Source organism: uncultured Aquimarina sp., assembly GCF_947492115.1.
GTDB lineage: Bacteria > Bacteroidota > Bacteroidia > Flavobacteriales > Flavobacteriaceae > Aquimarina.
Window position 1 is genome coordinate 43,324 of sequence record NZ_CANLMM010000009.1, and the last position, 15,884, is coordinate 59,207.

The following is a 15,884-nucleotide window of genomic DNA, read 5'->3' on the forward strand; positions in this document are numbered from 1 at the left end:
AATTAGGCGCAGATGTTAGAAAAGGAAAAAATAAAATACGAAAAGGCAATACTAATAGGTATTGTTACGAAGAATCAGGATGAGGAAAAGCTAACAGAATTTTTAGATGAGCTGGAGTTCCTTACCTATACTGCTGGTGGAGAAGTGGTGAAGCGATTTACTCAAAAAATGGAGGTGCCCAATTCTAAAACATTTATCGGTTCTGGTAAAATGGAAGAGGTGTTGGCATATGTAGAACAACATGATATTGGAACTGTTGTTTTTGATGATGAATTAACGCCTGCTCAGCAACGTAATATAGAACGTATATTAAAAGCTAAGATCATTGACCGAACGAACTTGATTCTGGATATTTTTGCACAACGCGCTCAGACAAGTTATGCCCGTACACAGGTAGAATTAGCGCAGTATCAATATTTGTTACCGCGATTAACAGGTTTATGGACTCACTTAGAACGTCAGCGAGGAGGTATTGGAATGCGCGGACCAGGAGAAACAGAGATCGAAACCGATAGACGTATTGTAAGAGATCGTATTTCTTTATTAAAGAAAAAACTACTTACCATCGATAAACAAATGGCTACACAACGAGGTAATCGTGGAAAATTGGTGAGAGTAGCCTTGGTAGGATATACGAACGTGGGTAAATCTACCTTAATGAATGTAATTGCAAAAAGTAATGTATTTGCCGAAAATAAGCTATTTGCAACCTTAGACACCACAGTAAGAAAGGTGGTTATTGGCAACCTTCCTTTTTTATTAAGTGATACCGTAGGGTTTATCAGAAAACTTCCAACGCAATTGGTAGAAAGTTTTAAAAGTACCTTAGATGAGGTAAGAGAAGCAGATTTATTGCTGCACGTAGTAGATATATCTCATGGTCAGTTTGAAGATCATATCGCTTCTGTAAATAAGATCTTAGGTGAGATCGAAAGTATGGATAAGCCTACGATTATGGTGTTTAATAAAATAGATGCTTACGAGCATAAGACTATAGACGAAGATGATCTTACTACCGAAAAAACGGAAGTTCACTATACACTAGATGAGTGGAAACAAACCTGGATGAGTAGGATAGGTGATAATGCCTTATTTATATCTGCCATTAATAAAGAAAATATGGACTCTTTTAGAAAAAGAGTTTATAAAGAGGTAAGAGATATTCATGTAACCCGTTTTCCTTATAACAACTTCTTATATCCAGAGTTTGTGGAGGAGTAAAACTTACTAGAAATTTTTATTTATTTTTTAAAGTTATAAAGTTTCAAAGGCAGTAATGTCTTGGAGCTTTATAGGGAGAAATTTGCGCTCATTTTTTAAAAAGATTCGATCTAAAAATTCCCATTTTCAAAATATTTCTACAAAAATTCCTCATCTAGAGGTAACATATATTCTTTTGAAGACACTTACTAATATGTGACGGGAAATTTTAGGTTTTTTTATCAGGCTACTTTATTGATTTAAAGCAGTGTTTAAGCCTAAAGGACAAGTCATATAATAACACATTTATTTTTTAAATAAGATTAAATAGATGTGTTTATCGAATAAGTAAATTATTGTTTAACTTTAAATTTTTTAAAAATGAATGCAAATTTTTTTAAGCTATTAGAGGCTGGTAGTGTAGAATTAACACGAAATGAATTAAAAGAAACTACTGGTGGTTTTTCTATTCCAGCTGCAGTAGCTATTAGATGTGGAGATGGAAACATTTATACTTGCTCAGGAAACGATTGTACTGGACAAGACAATGTAGGCTGTTCCTGTGATGGAGGTGCGCAAAGTGTTTCTTGCGCCGATCATCCAAAGGAATAAGATCTAAAATTTTCTTGTTACGCAAGACCTTTATATTAATTAACGATATAGAAGGTCTTGTAACTTTTTAAAAATTTATTTATGAAACGAAGTTTTGTTTACACTATCTTTTTATTGACAATAATGCTTTCTTGTAAGCAAGAAAAAGATATAATCTCAGGAAAACAGAATGTTGAATTAGTTAAACAATCTGATCAAGGTCCTTTTCCGATTATGACTTCAGCATTTACCATGGTTGATTCTGTTCCATTTAATCTAAAGGGTATTCTAGATCTGGATAGCTTATCTATTCAAAGTATTAGGAGAACAAGTGAAAAAAGATTGAAAAAACTTTTGAATGATAATGAAATAGATTCTTTAACATTTAAAGAGCTTAATATAGAATGGTACGCTTTATCTGCTATTAAAGATGATAAACAAATTATTATCATAGACCAGAATCGAAATCTTGATTTTAGTGATGATAAACAACATATTATCGACAAAGAAATTAGAGAAACTTTAAGGAATAATGAAAAACTTCAAGATTCCTTTCCAACTATTATCTTTCCATACAAAAGATACATTAATGGTAAAATTTTAAATGATGACCTTAGAACAAAGGTCTTACCATATAAAAATTTCTTTTATCGAGAGAAACCAAGCGCTAAGGAATTAATGTATCTAGATCTATTATTAGTCTCTAGTAGACGTGAACATTGGCTTGGAAATTTTAAGTTAGATAGTATTCATTATAAAACAGCAATTGCCGATCATTGGAATGATTATCAGATAGTTTTTAGAGAACAAGACAAACCTTTTTATTCGCGTAGAAATAAAGATGACGAATATGAAGAATTTGTGGTGGGCGATACTGTGCAGTTAGGTTCTCATTTTATAAAAATTGATAGTGTAGGTGCTGATTTGAAAAACTTATACTTGCAAAAGTTACAAATTACCTCATTACCGCATGGGTATCGAAGAGAAGATGTAATGCGTAATTATCTTATAGAAGATATGGATGGTCGTAAGAGCAGAATTAAAGATCTTATTGGTTTTAATGATTATTTATTGATAGATTTTTGGGGGACATGGTGTGTTCCTTGTTTGCAACTTACACCGGATCTAAAGAAATTTCATGAAAATTATCCTAATGTTGCTATGTTAGGTGTGGATTTTGACTATGAAAAAGAACCAGGAGTTAAATACATAAAAAACAAAGAATTAGACTGGACACATATGTTTATTGAACGTGTTCGTAAAGATAGTTTATTACATACCAAATTAGTAGGTAAATTACGTATTGATCGATATCCAACTTTCATGCTTATCGATAAGAATTTAAAAATTATATATAGAGGAGTTGGTAAAAAAGGGTTGGATAGAATTGAAGAGCTGGTTGTAGCCTATAAAGCAAACGAAGAGTTTCAGAAAAAAAAGGAAGCGACTAATTAAAACTCATAATTTAATCCTAGTCCAAGAACTTCTCTGATTTGGAATCCGCTAGTAGCATTATCATCGTAGATGGCTTGGAATGCAAAACTACCGGAGATGTATTTATTTACGATTAAGTTGATGTTTAGCGTGTAATCAATATCGATATTATAAGGATCCTCGATATAATTAGAGTACAAATTTAGGATCTGCTCCATTGTAATGTTTTTGATAATGGGAAACTTAGCATAAGCCGCTAAGGATCCTCCAAACTCAAATCGTGAGCTTTTGCCAGCGTCTACACCAAAATAATCACCATCTACATAATCTGGAGTAGTGGTAAACTGATCGTCTACGAAAATCATACGAGAGGTTACAGGTGCTATATTAATATTTAGGTTATCGCTTTTTTTCCAAAGCAATCCTGGACCTATTTGTAAAAAAGCAGGAGAGAAAAAATGAGTTTCCTCGGTACGAATCGTTTCGTCGGTATCTGGGTCTTTGGAAAAACTATATCCCTTGGCAAATTGAGATCTAAAATTTACAAATAAGGAGTAGTTCCAATAGGATTCTGCAATCCTCTGTCCTAAACGAGAGTTCAATTCTAGACGATCATTCGTTTTGCGAGCAAAATTTTCGCCTTTTAGAAAAGTAAGACCATAATCTGCTAAAATTTTATTATCCCAAGTTAAACTGTTCTTTTTGTAGTTAATCTCATAATTAAGCGCTAGGTTTCCAGCTACGTTAGAAGTTCCTCCACCTTGCCAATCATAATTAAATGCAGATTGATTAAAAAAGAAAGAAAACTTTCCGAAGGATTTCCATCCTATATGAGGCTTTTTAACAGGCTTAGGGTTTAGTTTGTTCAAGAGTTTTTTAAGGACAATAACATTTAGTTCTTTGGGAGTATTTTGGAGTAAACTATCCAATGACCTTTCCAATCGAACTTGTATAGAATCTAGTTGTTTTACCTCTTTTTTTTCTTGACCAAAAGCTTTAATCAGTAAAAAGTATAGAAAAATAAATACAACAATCTTGCGCATGGGTAACAACGGATATGGGCACAAATATAATTTATGCGTATAGCTTATTCAAATATATAGACGTAACCTAATACCTAATGTAGCAGTGATTGTATTATGTAAACTATTATTTTTTTAGATTAGTATGCATGTATTTGAAAAATAAACTAGAAATAAAATGAACATCAAACTGCATAAGGCAACAAATGATGATATTACTTTTTTGTTGGAATTAAGAAGGCAAACTATGATTGAACATTTGGAAAAAGTAGGGTTGTTTTTATCAGAAGAACAACATTTGGCTAGAGTAAGAATTCATTTTGATCATGCATTTATAATTCTACAGCATAAAGAAAAAATAGGTGTACTAAAATATATCGAAACAGATAGTGTTATCGAAATTCTTCAACTTCAGATAACCCCTAAATTTCAGGGAAAAGGAATTGGAAATTACGTGCTTAACGATGTCATAGAACAAGCTATAGCAACCAATAAAGAAATAAGACTTAAAGTACTAAAAGAAAATCCAGCAAAGTTTCTATATGAGCGAAATGGTTTTTCGATATATGATGAAGATTCATACGAGTTTTATATGAAACTCGTGAAATGACAGAAATAAAAAAGGGTCAACTTCTTTAAGTTGACCCTTTTTTATTATACTATTTTTTTTACTTAGAATGAGTAACTTAATCCTAAGTTCCAGAAAGATTGTAATTCATTATCAGTGTTCTCTAAAGTACGTACTTCTGTTGGAGGAGGAACAAGTAAAGCGTCTTGCGCCAATGCATAGTTGAATGCTTCTTGCTTGTTACTTCTAAGACCAAAATCAAATCCAACTCCTATAGCTTTCCATAAAGTATAAGAGAAAGAATTTGTCCATGTCCAGTTAGAATAATCAGCATCCTCATAACTTACAAAAGCAGATAAGTTGGTTTTAAAGTTAATAGCACCAAACTTACGTGTGTAATCTGCAACAATTTTAGCACCTAAAGAAGACTCGTACTGAGCATCACCTTTGCTAAATACAAAATTGTAGTTCAATGGATGCACAACTACAACTAGATTGTTAATAGGAGTCCAAGTAATACCCACACCTAAATCTAAATATCCAGGATCGTTAAAGTTGTTAAGAAGCGTAGTTCTATATTCTCCTAAAGTTGAAACCGCTAATGTATTTGTCAGTTTGTAACCAAATAAAGAAGAAACAGTAAACACATCTGTAGACTCTCTAAAGCTATCATCATCTGTTGGATCATCTCTATCATCTAATTTTACCCATGCTAAATTTACGTTAGCGCTATTTCTCCAAAAATACTTTTCTTCTAATAAGTTAGCGTATGCATTTACGGTTACTCCAATAGTACCTGCATCATTATTAGGAATTCCTTGTGCAAACCAGTTATTAAAACCAGAAAGACTTCCTCCAATGGTACCAAAAGCACCGATTTTCCATCCTGGTAAAGCATCTATTTGTGCTTGGATCGCGTTAGCTCTTCCTTGTATTGCAGCAATAGAATCTTTTTTTGCAGCTAATTTTGTTTTCAATTCTTCTTCTGTTTGTGCAAGCCCTATTTGGATTCCTGCTACTAGAAAAATAAATGTGAATACGATTTTTTTCATAATCTATATAGTTTTAAGTAGTTTGTTTATCACAAAGGATATTCTAAATTTAGTAATAAACTTTGGTAAAACAAGTTCAAGGTTTATGCAAAATTTTGCGTTGGCAAATATAATTGAAGTAATACGCTTCGATATAAAAGAATAGTATTCAAGGGTGAATTTTCGATAAAAAGCACTTTTTAACGATGAAGTTGTTATTTTCTTTTAAAAAGAGGTACAGAAGAGCATGCTTCACCGTACATAATACTTTTAGCAATTGGTTGTAGTTTTTGGATAAGTTGTATGTAAGCGTTTTCAGGAATAGGCTTATTTGCACAACCTTTTATGATTAATAGCTTATCCTGATATGCTGAGACATCAAGTGTACGAACAATATCAGAAAAGAGTATAGTCTCCAGATCTTTTAATGATCCTACTGCAACATGTTTGGCAAACGGAGTTAACTTAGTTGTGAGTAATAAATATGCCCATCCAGGAATAATAGCATCACTAGAACAATGTAGCGCCACATATGCGTTCTGGTATTGACTCCAATCATGTTCGGAAACTTGCTGTCTAAATTCCTTTTCGCGAAGAATAAAACCTTCATAAAGCCAATCCTTTATATCAAATACTACTCGATCTCCTGCTGGATAGTAATCCTCAAGATCAATGGTAATAAGATTTTTGTTATTTGCAACTCTATTAATGATTTCTTCTGCCATGGTATTAGATTTTATATCCTATTTTTTCGGTAAGGGCTATTTTACTTTTGGCAAAATTGCCAGTTCCAAAACCTATTTCTTTGCCATCTTCGTTATATAATACGGATTCTGCAACATAAAGATTTTGAGATCGGAATTTTATTTTTCCAATAGCTTTAATATCTCCTTTGTTTGCAGGGCGCACTAAATTTATATTGAAGGATGTGGTTAGTACAAAAGCATCTTCAACAATTGAATTTACAGCAAAAAACGCTGCATCATCTAATAATTTGAAGTAAACAGAACCATGAATTGCACCTAGTGCGTGAAAATATTTATCGGATATAGTCAGTCCAATTTCTGATATTCCTTCAGAAATCTTAACTGTTGAGGTATCAAAGATGTTAGTATTGATATTTGCATTCAAATACATCTTTTCTAATTTACGATAATGCTCCAGATTCATTTTTACTGTATATCAGCTATGCGAAAGAATGGTTTTTGAAGCTTACTTACAGCATTCCTAATTCTAATTTTGCCTCTTCACTCATTAAATCCTGAGACCATGTAGGCTCAAAAGTGAGTTCTAACTCTACATCATTAACTGCATCTAATGATTTTACTTTTTCTCTAACCTCTTCTGGTAAAGATTCTGCAACTGGACAATTTGGAGAAGTTAATGTCATAAGGATTTTTACATCATTATCTTCATTCACAAACACATCATATATTAATCCAAGTTCGTATATATCAACAGGAATCTCTGGATCGTAGATTGTTTTAAGCACTCTTACGATTTTTTCTCCTAGTTCTGCGGTATCTATATGGGTTTCGCTCATAGTATATTTTTAGTCGTCTTTTTCTAAATAAACTTAATTAATAAAAGACGAATTAATTTAACTGAGTTTGATATGCTACAGCATACATTTTTAATTGTTTAATCATGCTTACCAATCCGTTGGCTCTGGTAGGTGATAAGTGTTCTTTTAGTCCAATCTCATCGATAAAAGCAGTGTCTGCCTCAATAATATCCTTTGGATGCTGACCAGAAAAAACTCTAATCAGAATCGCGATGATACCTTTGGTAATAATAGCATCACTATCTGCGGTGAATTCTATTTTTTCATCTTTCATTTCTGCATGAACCCACACTTTGCTTTGGCATCCTTTGATGATATTTTCATCGATTTTATATTTTTCTTCTATCAGAGGAAGGGATTTACCAAGATCAATCATGTATTCGTAGCGTTGCATCCAATCATCAAACATGCTAAATTCATCAACAATCTCTTCCTGAAGTTTTTGTATAGACATATTCCTACAATTTTTTACAAAAATACAACAAGAATCCTTGCTATTCAACACTTTCGGTTAATCATAAGATAGTATTAACTATTTGGTTTACTTTTCGAGATTGATTTTTGAGAAAGAGGATAGTAATAAAAGAAGTTTTTTTGAAATGTAGAAGATTCTTTCACAGGTTTTCTCATAACGAAATACTAATAAACCCAAACGATATACAGATGTATACCATTTGGGTCACCGTTAATCAAATTAAAATGAAAACAATTCAATTTTTAACAACCAATTGCTTCGTTGTAATACCTTTTTTGGTAAAGATTTTTAAGATATAATTACCTGATTGTATCTGAGAAGTATACGTTTCTTTATTATAAGATGTATGTATAAGAATTCCTTGTTGATTATAAAATTCAACTTTTTCGAACGTGTTCGAATTTTTGGTTCCGATTGTTATTTTTTGAGTTGTAGGGTTAGGAGAAATTACAACCGTAGGGTTTTGATCTATAATCATTTCCTGATTATTTTCTAAACATCCATTTTCATAATCAATAGCATCGGATGATAAGTCACTTATAAACTGTTCTTGTGCTGAGGTGTCATTTTTTAACTTGTAAGCAAACCAAGAATTAAGATAACCAAATACGATTTCTTGTTGTTCTTCTCTTGTTATTTGGATATTTCCTGAAGAAGAGTTTTCACCAAAGTCGCACGCAAAATTACTATTTGCATAATAACAATGTGCACCACCTAAAATATTAATGAAGTATTTACAATTAGCACCTAAACTATTGTAAATTGGGATATGATCTTCATTAGCAGGAGTAACTGCATCTCCACTTCCAGAAAAAACAATGGCATCTTCTGTAACTTCAGATGCAGGAGTTAAGGTATCGAAACGTAACTGAGCTGGCGCAAAAGTAACTAGTGTTTCTACTTCCACTAATGATGCAGCTACAGTGGCAGCTCCACCACCCATAGAATGACCGATTAACGCAGTTTTATCTGCAACAGCTTGGTATAATACGGAACTAGAATTATCATTTTCTTGCTGAATAGCGTTTACCATAAACGCTAAATCTTCGGAATACGCTATATGATTTGCAAAAATAGAACCTTCAGTATTAACAAATACTACAATATATCCTTGAGGAACTAAAGTATCATAAAAATTCTGATACGCATCAGAGCCCATAATGAAACCATGTCCAAGAACAATAACAGGAAATTGCTCATTTACCGATTGCGAAGTGTTATTGGAAATAGGGTAGTAGATCCGAGCATTTACTCTTCTATTTCTTCGATCTGCATCTCTAAAAGTTTTAGAACTAAACCCAATAGTATATTCTTGTGCTACTAGACCTGAGGATAAAAAGAGTAATGAGAAAATTGTGAGTACTAAATTTTTCATGATTGTTTATTTTTTGGTTAGTGAGATAAAACTATCCTGAAAAATTTTACTATGCAAGCATAATAAACACTTTTTAATACTGAAAACCAGTATTTTAAGTGTTGAAAAACAATAAGAATTAACAAATTTTAACAGTAACTAACTAACATTCATTAGTTTAAGAAATGATACTTACGATAGCATCATTTTTGCTTTTTTAACAGCCTCTACAAGAATATCGATTTCCCCTTTGGTATTATAGAAAGAAAATGAAGCTCTGATAGTTCCTGGTATCTTATAAAAATCCATAATGGGTTGTGCACAATGGTGACCGGTACGTACTGCTACGCCTAATTTATCCACAATAGAACCAATATCATACGGGTGGATATCACCAACATTAAAAGAAATTACCGAAGTTTTATGTTTAGAAGTTCCATAGATTTTTAAACCTTCGATTTCAAGAAGTTTACTTGTACCGTAGTCTAGTAGTTCTTTTTCGTATTCTGCAATAGCTTCAAAACCAATGCTATTCATATAATCTAAAGCCACCCCAAAGGCAATACCTCCGCAAATATTAGGTGTTCCAGCTTCGAATTTGTGAGGAAGACCAGCGTAGGTTGTTTTCTCGAACGTAACCTGATCAATCATTTCTCCACCACCTTGGTAAGGAGGTAATTTATTAAGCCACTCTTCTTTTCCGTATAATAAACCAACACCAGTAGGTCCACAAAGCTTATGCGCAGAGGCTACATAAAAATCAACATTTAGTTTTTGAACATCTGGCTTGATATGTGGACAAGATTGTGCGCCATCTATTAATACCGCCGCTCCAACCTCATGGGCTTTTTCTATTATTTCTTCAACAGGATTAATGGTTCCTAACGCATTAGAAATATGATTCGTAAAAACCAATTTGGTTCTTTCTGATAACAATTGATCATAAGCATCCATCAAAAGTTCTCCTTCTTCATTCATTGGTATCACCTTAAGAACAGCTCCAGTTCTTTCACAAAGCATTTGCCATGGAACGATATTAGAATGGTGTTCTAAAGCAGAAACGATGATTTCATCACCTTCTTTTAGTAAGCTGGAAAAACCAGTAGCTACGATATTAATACTATGGGTAGTTCCAGAGGTTAATATAATTTCGTAAGAATGTTTTGCATTAAAATGTTCTTGTACTTTTTTACGAGCAATTTCATAAGCATCCGTAGCTTCCTGTGATAATGTGTGCACGCCTCTGTGGATATTAGCATTGTAATTACTATAATAATCCACTATGGCATCAATCACTATTTGAGGAGTTTGTGAGGTGGCGGCATTATCAAAATATACAAGCGGTTTTCCGTTTACTTCTCTATCTAAAATAGGAAAATCTTGTCGTATTTTCTGTACATCAAACATATCAATTTCTTTCTGCAAAAATAGGAACTATTTCTAAGTGATATTGCTTATTTTTAAAAGGATTTAACACTTCACACAATGAAAAGATTTAAAAAGATTTTAGGTTTTATATTTATTGGATTGGTTGGGCTTATTCTGATTGCGGGTTTTTGGAATTATCCTAAGCTTACCATACTTTCCGGATATTCTGCCAAAAATATGGCTTCTTCTGTTTTTATAGGAAATCGTTCTGTAGAGTTTACAGATAGCAATGATAATAATTTTGCTCCGGTTCATTTGGCTGAAGATGAAGTAGATACCAATGAAAAATCTGCTATTGCTTCTGTTTTTGGATTAAATCAAAGAAAAGCTATCTATAGAGAAGGATTAGGAAGCGTATTGATTAATGATGGGTTTGATATAGATGCACCGTATAAAAAGCCAAAAAGAACCATGTTAAAGACGAATTTGCCTTTTCCGTATGGAAACCTACCTCAGAATGATACAGTTTTTGCTAACGTTGATTATAACAAAATAAAAAGTTCGGTTGCTACAGTATTTGATAGACAAGATGAAAGTATTAAGAAAACCCGAGCAGTAATAGTTCTTTATAAAGACCAGATCATTGAAGAAAAATATGCCGAAGGATATGACAAAAATTCGGTGCTTTTAGGATGGTCTATGACTAAAAGTATTTTAGCAACTAACTTTGGAATCTTACAAAAGCAAGGTAAAATAAACATAGCTGATAGAGCACCAATAAAAGAATGGCAAAATGATGATAGAAAAAAAATTACCATTAATAATTTGTTACAGATGAATTGTGGTTTAGCTTGGGATGAGGATTATGGGTCTATATCGGATGCAACAACAATGCTATACTTGGATGAGGATATGACGAAACCTCAAATTTTCAAAAAAGCGATCCATAAGCCTAATGAGTTTTGGTATTATTCTTCAGGAGTTTCTAATTTATTATCAGGTATTCTTAGACAGCAATTTGATAGTTATCAAGAATATCTTGATTTTCCGTATCGCGAATTTATAGACAAAATAGGAATGCACTCTATGTTAATAGAAACGGACATGGCCGGAAATTATGTAGGTTCATCTTATGCCTGGGGTACACCAAGGGATTGGGCAAAATTTGGATTGCTATACCTACATAGAGGAAACTGGAACGGAGAACAAATTTTTAATCCAGAATGGGTGGATTATGTGACTACTCCGACTCCTACTTCTGAAGGTGATTATGGAGGTCATTTTTGGTTAAATTCTGGAGGGTTTTATCAGGATGCTCCCAGAGATATGTATTCTGCTAATGGTTTTCAGGGACAACGAGTTTTTATAATTCCGTCTAAGGATTTAGTCATCGTTCGTTTTGGACTTGTTGGAGACGCAGGTGTAGATTTTAATGCATTTCTACGAGACATCAATGATGCAATAAAATAATGGTTTTAAACAAAAAACCTCTTCTAAAAATGAAGAGGTTCTATGTTGATAGTGTTCTATCGACCAAAGTAGTCGTAGTATCGTTCTGCATGTTGCTCATAACGCTTGATAAGATCGATATTTTTCTTTTCTAGATCTGTTAGTGTACCTCTAATATCGGTAGATACAGGAATATACCAATCAATATTGCTATCAAAAAAGTAGCGCATTTTGCGATTTTTGAAGGAGTACCCATGTCGGGCATAAATTAAATTTCTAAGTACCTCTAACTCTCCCTTATTAAGATTTTCGACATCAGTATTAGTTAGTTCCTGAATGGAGGCGTTAAGTTTTCCAATTACTTTAGAACTGATAGCTTCTAATTCTCCATTTTCATCATCTTGAGAGTCATATAGAGCTAAGTTATAATCATAGTCAATATCAAAAGATAAGTTTGATTCTGCATTATAAATAAATTTCCTTTTATTGAGTGTATATTCCCTTACCGTAACTGCCAAATCCTTATTATTTGCGTACCATCTTCCAATAATTTTTTCTTCATCTGGATAAATAGTAAAATCAAACTGTCCATCATATTTGTCGTCTCCAGGTTCTGTAGCCTCTACAAAAATTTTCGTTTTAAATCTAATAAGACCTTTAAATGGACGTGCGTTACCAGCTACTACAGAATGACCAAAAATGGAATCTTTCGTAATATGATTAATAGAAATATTTATTTTATTTGAATATGAAGGGTTTTTAGCCGTATTGCTAAATTCTTTAGCCTGAAAATAACCAACATAGAATCCTAATAAGTTTTGATGATCGGAGGCTTCTTTAAAAAAACGTGGTGTAAAAGGAACCATCACATTTTCTAAAATTGTGTTTTTATGAGAATACTGTTCGTCAGTTTCTTTTTCCTCTTTTTTTATAGAAGTATTTTGTTCTTTAACAATCTCACTTTCGATAACCGGAGTGATTTCCGTTTTTTCTTTCTGCACCTCTTTTTTACAAGCTATAATAAGTAAGGATAATATTAAGAATATCGTATGTTTCATTTTTTAATATATTTTAAAATAATAATTTCAGCAATTATCAGGTTCAATACCCAACCTAACCAGGCAACAATTTGATACACATCCATTGGTCTTGGTTGAAATGCAAGAACGATTATGTATTTCCAGAAACGTAAAGTTATTGCAGATAATGTTAAGGCAAAACTTCTGATCATAAAAATTTGATGCTTTTGATAATCATTTTGTTTTAAGGCTACAAACGCTTTTAAAGTAAACAAAAACCAACCTACTGCTAGTAGACAGAAAGCAAGTTGAGACCAGAACCCTCCATTGGCATAATAGCCAATCACTAAACCAGAGGGAGCCGCTAATAGGAGTATTGATACTATATAAGTCCAACCTACAATTTTATGAACTTGACTATACTTAGTTCTTATAAATCGGGAAAATTGGGTAAATCCAGCAAATAATGAGAATATAGAGAAAGTTACATGTATATAAAATGCAATTTTATAATGTGTAAAATGGATATATTGTTGTTTAATTCGTAAAAAAGCCACATCAAAGTTGACTGGAAAATACTGTACAGTGATCTGAAACATTAGTATACAGAAGAAAGTATATACTACTAATAGTGATATTTGAAATGTTATTTTTTTCTGCATAAAAACAAAAAACCTCAACAATGATATGAAGAGGTTTAATTACTTATTTTAAAAGCTTAATTTTTTTATAAATCAAAACCAATATTTACTCCTAGTTTATTGGCAATTAATTTATTGATTCTCTGTTTTAGCTGAGGTATTTTTACACTTTCCAAAACGTTATTGGCAAAGGCATACATCAACAATGCTCTTGCTTCTTTTTCTCCAATACCTCTGGATCTCATATAAAACAATGCTTGTTCATCTAATTGACCAATAGTACAGCCGTGAGAACATTTTACATCATCTGCAAAAATCTCTAATTGAGGTTTAGAGTTGATCGTTGCTTTATCACTTAATAAAATATTGTTATTAGATTGGAAGGCATTAGTTTTTTGTGCCTCTTTATTTACAATGATTTTACCATTAAATACACCTGTTGCTTTTTCATCAAAGATTCCTTTATAATCCTGATGACTTTCACAATTTGGTTCTGTATGATGTACTAAGGTATTATGATCTACGTGTTGTTTTCCTTCGAGAATAGTAACTCCATTAAGAATAGAATCTATTCCTTGACCTAGCTGGTAGAAATTTAAATTATTTCGGGTTATATTACCTCCAAAAGCAAACGTATGAACTGATGCGATACTCTGCGCTTGCTGCTGTATATATGTGTTGTCTATTAAAGAAGCAGTCTCATTATCATTTTGAATTTTGTAGTAGTCTACAATAGCTCTTTTATCAGCAAAGATTTCTGTAACCGAATTAGTCAATACAGGATTGGATGTTAAACTCTGATGACGCTCTATTATCTGTACATGTGAGTTCTCTTCAACAACTATTAAGTTACGAGGTTGTAAAAGTTGTAATGATTCTTTTCCTGTAGAGAAGTGAATAATTTGAATCGGTTTATCTGCTAGCTTATTTTTAGGAATATAGATGTAAGCTCCTTCTTTAGAAAAAGCAGTATTTAAAGAAGTTAACCCATCTTTTTGAGCAACTTTATTAAAATAATTATCTATAATCGGCTTATATTTATCATGATTTAATGCCGAGGACATTAAACACACATCGATTTTATCATGTGTAGTTTCTGATAAATGCGAAGAGTACTTTCCATCAATAAACACAATCTTATAAGTATCTAAATCGTGAAGAAAATACTTCTTTACATCTTTAAATTCTAATGCATTTTCTTCTTTTGGAAAAATACTATAATCATGTTTTAGTATTGCATTCAGCGATGTGTATTTCCAGGCTTCTTCTTTTTTTGTTGGGAATCCCTTTTCTTCGAATACCTTGATAGCTTGGCTTCTGATATCGTGAACAGGAGCATCAACATCTACAGTGTTTTCAAAAGCAAGAAAAGAAGATACTAATTTTTCTTTCAGCTCCATAACTATGCGTTTATCTCTTCTTTAATCCAATCGTATCCTTTTTCCTCTAATTGTAAGGCCAATTCTTTGGTTCCTGATTTTACGATTTTACCATCGTATAAAACATGCACATAATCAGGAACTATGTAATCTAACAATCTTTGGTAATGTGTAATAACAATTACTGCATTGTCTTTACTTTTCAATTTGTTAACTCCATTCGCTACAATTCGTAAGGCATCGATATCTAGTCCAGAATCTGTTTCGTCCAAAATGGCCAGTTTAGGTTCCATCATAGCCATCTGGAAAATTTCGTTACGTTTCTTTTCTCCTCCAGAGAATCCTTGATTAAGTGAACGAGATAAAAACTTACGATCGATGTCTAGTAATTCGGATTTTTCACGAATTTTTTTAAGCATATCCTTTGCAGGCATTTCTTCTAACCCTTGAGCCTTTCTGGTTTCATTGATAGCGGTTTTCATAAAATTAGTAACCGTTACTCCAGGAATTTCTACAGGATACTGAAATGAAAGAAAAACACCTTTATGTGCTCTTTCTTCTGCGGCTAAATCTTCTATATCTTCACCATCTAAAAGAATAGAACCTTCCGTTACTTCATATTCCTCTTTTCCAGCAACAATACTTGCTAAGGTACTTTTTCCAGCACCATTAGGACCCATTATTGCGTGAACTTCTCCGGCCTTTACTTCAAGATTAAGACCTTTTAAAATTTCTTTATCTTCAACGCTAGCGTGTAAATCCTTAATTTCTAACATTTCGTATCTTTCT

General features: G+C 32.6%; 17 protein-coding genes. 5 read left to right on the forward strand and 12 right to left on the reverse strand.

The genetic code is table 11. From position 1 onward, the window contains the following. Positions 1–12: 12 nt before the first annotated feature. The 3 genes from hflX to Q1A73_RS20940 all read left to right on the forward strand — a co-directional run bounded on the left by hflX (position 13) and on the right by Q1A73_RS20940 (position 3,246). Positions 13–1,221: a GTPase HflX gene (gene hflX / locus Q1A73_RS20930; protein ID WP_299609749.1), complete on the forward strand. Its 1,209-nt coding sequence runs from the start codon at positions 13–15 to the stop codon at positions 1,219–1,221. 360 nt (positions 1,222–1,581) lie between these two features. Further along, on the forward strand, positions 1,582–1,812 hold the full coding sequence (locus tag Q1A73_RS20935) for a hypothetical protein (protein WP_299609752.1): 231 nt from the start codon (positions 1,582–1,584) through the stop codon (positions 1,810–1,812). A gap of 81 nt (positions 1,813–1,893) precedes the next feature. After that, positions 1,894–3,246: a TlpA disulfide reductase family protein gene (locus Q1A73_RS20940; RefSeq protein WP_299609755.1), complete on the forward strand. Its 1,353-nt coding sequence runs from the start codon at positions 1,894–1,896 to the stop codon at positions 3,244–3,246. Here Q1A73_RS20940 and Q1A73_RS20945 read toward each other — a convergent pair. Beyond that, positions 3,243–4,268 (reverse strand): DUF3078 domain-containing protein, encoded by a 1,026-nt coding sequence (locus tag Q1A73_RS20945; protein ID WP_299609758.1) that lies wholly within the window; start codon positions 4,266–4,268, stop codon positions 3,243–3,245. The two genes, Q1A73_RS20940 and Q1A73_RS20945, sit on opposite strands and share 4 nt — an antisense overlap. Positions 4,269–4,425: 157 nt before the next feature. Here Q1A73_RS20945 and Q1A73_RS20950 point away from each other — a divergent pair, with 157 nt between their 5' ends. Beyond that, a complete protein-coding gene (locus Q1A73_RS20950) occupies positions 4,426–4,857 on the forward strand; it encodes a GNAT family N-acetyltransferase (protein WP_299609760.1) in 432 nt (143 codons plus the stop codon). Positions 4,858–4,919: 62 nt separating this feature from the next. Here the strand turns inward: Q1A73_RS20950 and Q1A73_RS20955 are convergent, their stop codons facing one another. From Q1A73_RS20955 to Q1A73_RS20985, 7 genes are all read right to left on the reverse strand, one after another. Continuing rightward, complete coding sequence (locus Q1A73_RS20955) at positions 4,920–5,867, reverse strand: DUF3078 domain-containing protein (RefSeq protein ID WP_299609762.1); 948 nt, start codon at positions 5,865–5,867, stop codon at positions 4,920–4,922. A gap of 194 nt (positions 5,868–6,061) precedes the next feature. Next, complete coding sequence (locus tag Q1A73_RS20960) at positions 6,062–6,571, reverse strand: DUF2480 family protein (RefSeq protein WP_299609765.1); 510 nt, start codon at positions 6,569–6,571, stop codon at positions 6,062–6,064. A 4-nt stretch (positions 6,572–6,575) separates the two neighbouring features. After that, entirely contained in the window at positions 6,576–7,016 is a 441-nt protein-coding gene (locus tag Q1A73_RS20965; protein WP_299609767.1) for a PaaI family thioesterase, read from the reverse strand. Positions 7,017–7,062: 46 nt separating this feature from the next. Then, the gene (locus Q1A73_RS20970) at positions 7,063–7,389 is read right to left on the reverse strand and encodes an SUF system Fe-S cluster assembly protein (RefSeq protein WP_299609769.1); all 327 of its coding nucleotides are present in this window, start codon (positions 7,387–7,389) and stop codon (positions 7,063–7,065) included. 52 nt (positions 7,390–7,441) lie between these two features. After that, positions 7,442–7,864: a SufE family protein gene (locus Q1A73_RS20975; protein WP_299609771.1), complete on the reverse strand. Its 423-nt coding sequence runs from the start codon at positions 7,862–7,864 to the stop codon at positions 7,442–7,444. 256 nt (positions 7,865–8,120) lie between these two features. After that, complete coding sequence (locus tag Q1A73_RS20980) at positions 8,121–9,260, reverse strand: T9SS type A sorting domain-containing protein (RefSeq protein ID WP_299609773.1); 1,140 nt, start codon at positions 9,258–9,260, stop codon at positions 8,121–8,123. A gap of 171 nt (positions 9,261–9,431) precedes the next feature. Further along, positions 9,432–10,646: a cysteine desulfurase gene (locus Q1A73_RS20985; protein WP_299609991.1), complete on the reverse strand. Its 1,215-nt coding sequence runs from the start codon at positions 10,644–10,646 to the stop codon at positions 9,432–9,434. A 78-nt stretch (positions 10,647–10,724) separates the two neighbouring features. Here Q1A73_RS20985 and Q1A73_RS20990 point away from each other — a divergent pair, with 78 nt between their 5' ends. Then, positions 10,725–12,077, forward strand: a complete 1,353-nt coding sequence (locus tag Q1A73_RS20990; RefSeq protein WP_299609775.1) for a serine hydrolase — start codon at positions 10,725–10,727, stop codon at positions 12,075–12,077. Positions 12,078–12,133: 56 nt separating this feature from the next. Here the strand turns inward: Q1A73_RS20990 and Q1A73_RS20995 are convergent, their stop codons facing one another. From Q1A73_RS20995 to sufC, 4 genes are all read right to left on the reverse strand, one after another. Continuing rightward, entirely contained in the window at positions 12,134–13,114 is a 981-nt protein-coding gene (locus Q1A73_RS20995; protein WP_299609777.1) for a YARHG domain-containing protein, read from the reverse strand. Continuing rightward, a complete protein-coding gene (locus tag Q1A73_RS21000) occupies positions 13,111–13,674 on the reverse strand; it encodes a DUF2306 domain-containing protein (RefSeq protein ID WP_299609779.1) in 564 nt (187 codons plus the stop codon). The genes Q1A73_RS20995 and Q1A73_RS21000 overlap by 4 nt, the downstream gene beginning before the upstream one ends. A 128-nt stretch (positions 13,675–13,802) precedes the next feature. Then, on the reverse strand, positions 13,803–15,116 hold the full coding sequence (sufD, locus tag Q1A73_RS21005) for a Fe-S cluster assembly protein SufD (protein WP_299609781.1): 1,314 nt from the start codon (positions 15,114–15,116) through the stop codon (positions 13,803–13,805). Between the two features lie 2 nt (positions 15,117–15,118). Continuing rightward, on the reverse strand, positions 15,119–15,871 hold the full coding sequence (gene sufC / locus Q1A73_RS21010) for a Fe-S cluster assembly ATPase SufC (RefSeq protein WP_299609783.1): 753 nt from the start codon (positions 15,869–15,871) through the stop codon (positions 15,119–15,121). Positions 15,872–15,884 lie beyond the last annotated feature (13 nt).

Coding starts and splice junctions, on each gene's coding strand:
- hflX (WP_299609749.1), top strand. CDS start 13: ATGTTAGAAAAGGAAAAAATAAAATACGAAAAGGCAATACTAATAGGT.
- Q1A73_RS20935 (WP_299609752.1), top strand. CDS start 1,582: ATGAATGCAAATTTTTTTAAGCTATTAGAGGCTGGTAGTGTAGAATTA.
- Q1A73_RS20940 (WP_299609755.1), top strand. CDS start 1,894: ATGAAACGAAGTTTTGTTTACACTATCTTTTTATTGACAATAATGCTT.
- Q1A73_RS20945 (WP_299609758.1), bottom strand. CDS start 4,268: ATGCGCAAGATTGTTGTATTTATTTTTCTATACTTTTTACTGATTAAA.
- Q1A73_RS20950 (WP_299609760.1), top strand. CDS start 4,426: ATGAACATCAAACTGCATAAGGCAACAAATGATGATATTACTTTTTTG.
- Q1A73_RS20955 (WP_299609762.1), bottom strand. CDS start 5,867: ATGAAAAAAATCGTATTCACATTTATTTTTCTAGTAGCAGGAATCCAA.
- Q1A73_RS20960 (WP_299609765.1), bottom strand. CDS start 6,571: ATGGCAGAAGAAATCATTAATAGAGTTGCAAATAACAAAAATCTTATT.
- Q1A73_RS20965 (WP_299609767.1), bottom strand. CDS start 7,016: ATGAATCTGGAGCATTATCGTAAATTAGAAAAGATGTATTTGAATGCA.
- Q1A73_RS20970 (WP_299609769.1), bottom strand. CDS start 7,389: ATGAGCGAAACCCATATAGATACCGCAGAACTAGGAGAAAAAATCGTA.
- Q1A73_RS20975 (WP_299609771.1), bottom strand. CDS start 7,864: ATGTCTATACAAAAACTTCAGGAAGAGATTGTTGATGAATTTAGCATG.
- Q1A73_RS20980 (WP_299609773.1), bottom strand. CDS start 9,260: ATGAAAAATTTAGTACTCACAATTTTCTCATTACTCTTTTTATCCTCA.
- Q1A73_RS20985 (WP_299609991.1), bottom strand. CDS start 10,646: ATGTTTGATGTACAGAAAATACGACAAGATTTTCCTATTTTAGATAGA.
- Q1A73_RS20990 (WP_299609775.1), top strand. CDS start 10,725: ATGAAAAGATTTAAAAAGATTTTAGGTTTTATATTTATTGGATTGGTT.
- Q1A73_RS20995 (WP_299609777.1), bottom strand. CDS start 13,114: ATGAAACATACGATATTCTTAATATTATCCTTACTTATTATAGCTTGT.
- Q1A73_RS21000 (WP_299609779.1), bottom strand. CDS start 13,674: ATGTTTCAGATCACTGTACAGTATTTTCCAGTCAACTTTGATGTGGCT.
- sufD (WP_299609781.1), bottom strand. CDS start 15,116: ATGGAGCTGAAAGAAAAATTAGTATCTTCTTTTCTTGCTTTTGAAAAC.
- sufC (WP_299609783.1), bottom strand. CDS start 15,871: ATGTTAGAAATTAAGGATTTACACGCTAGCGTTGAAGATAAAGAAATT.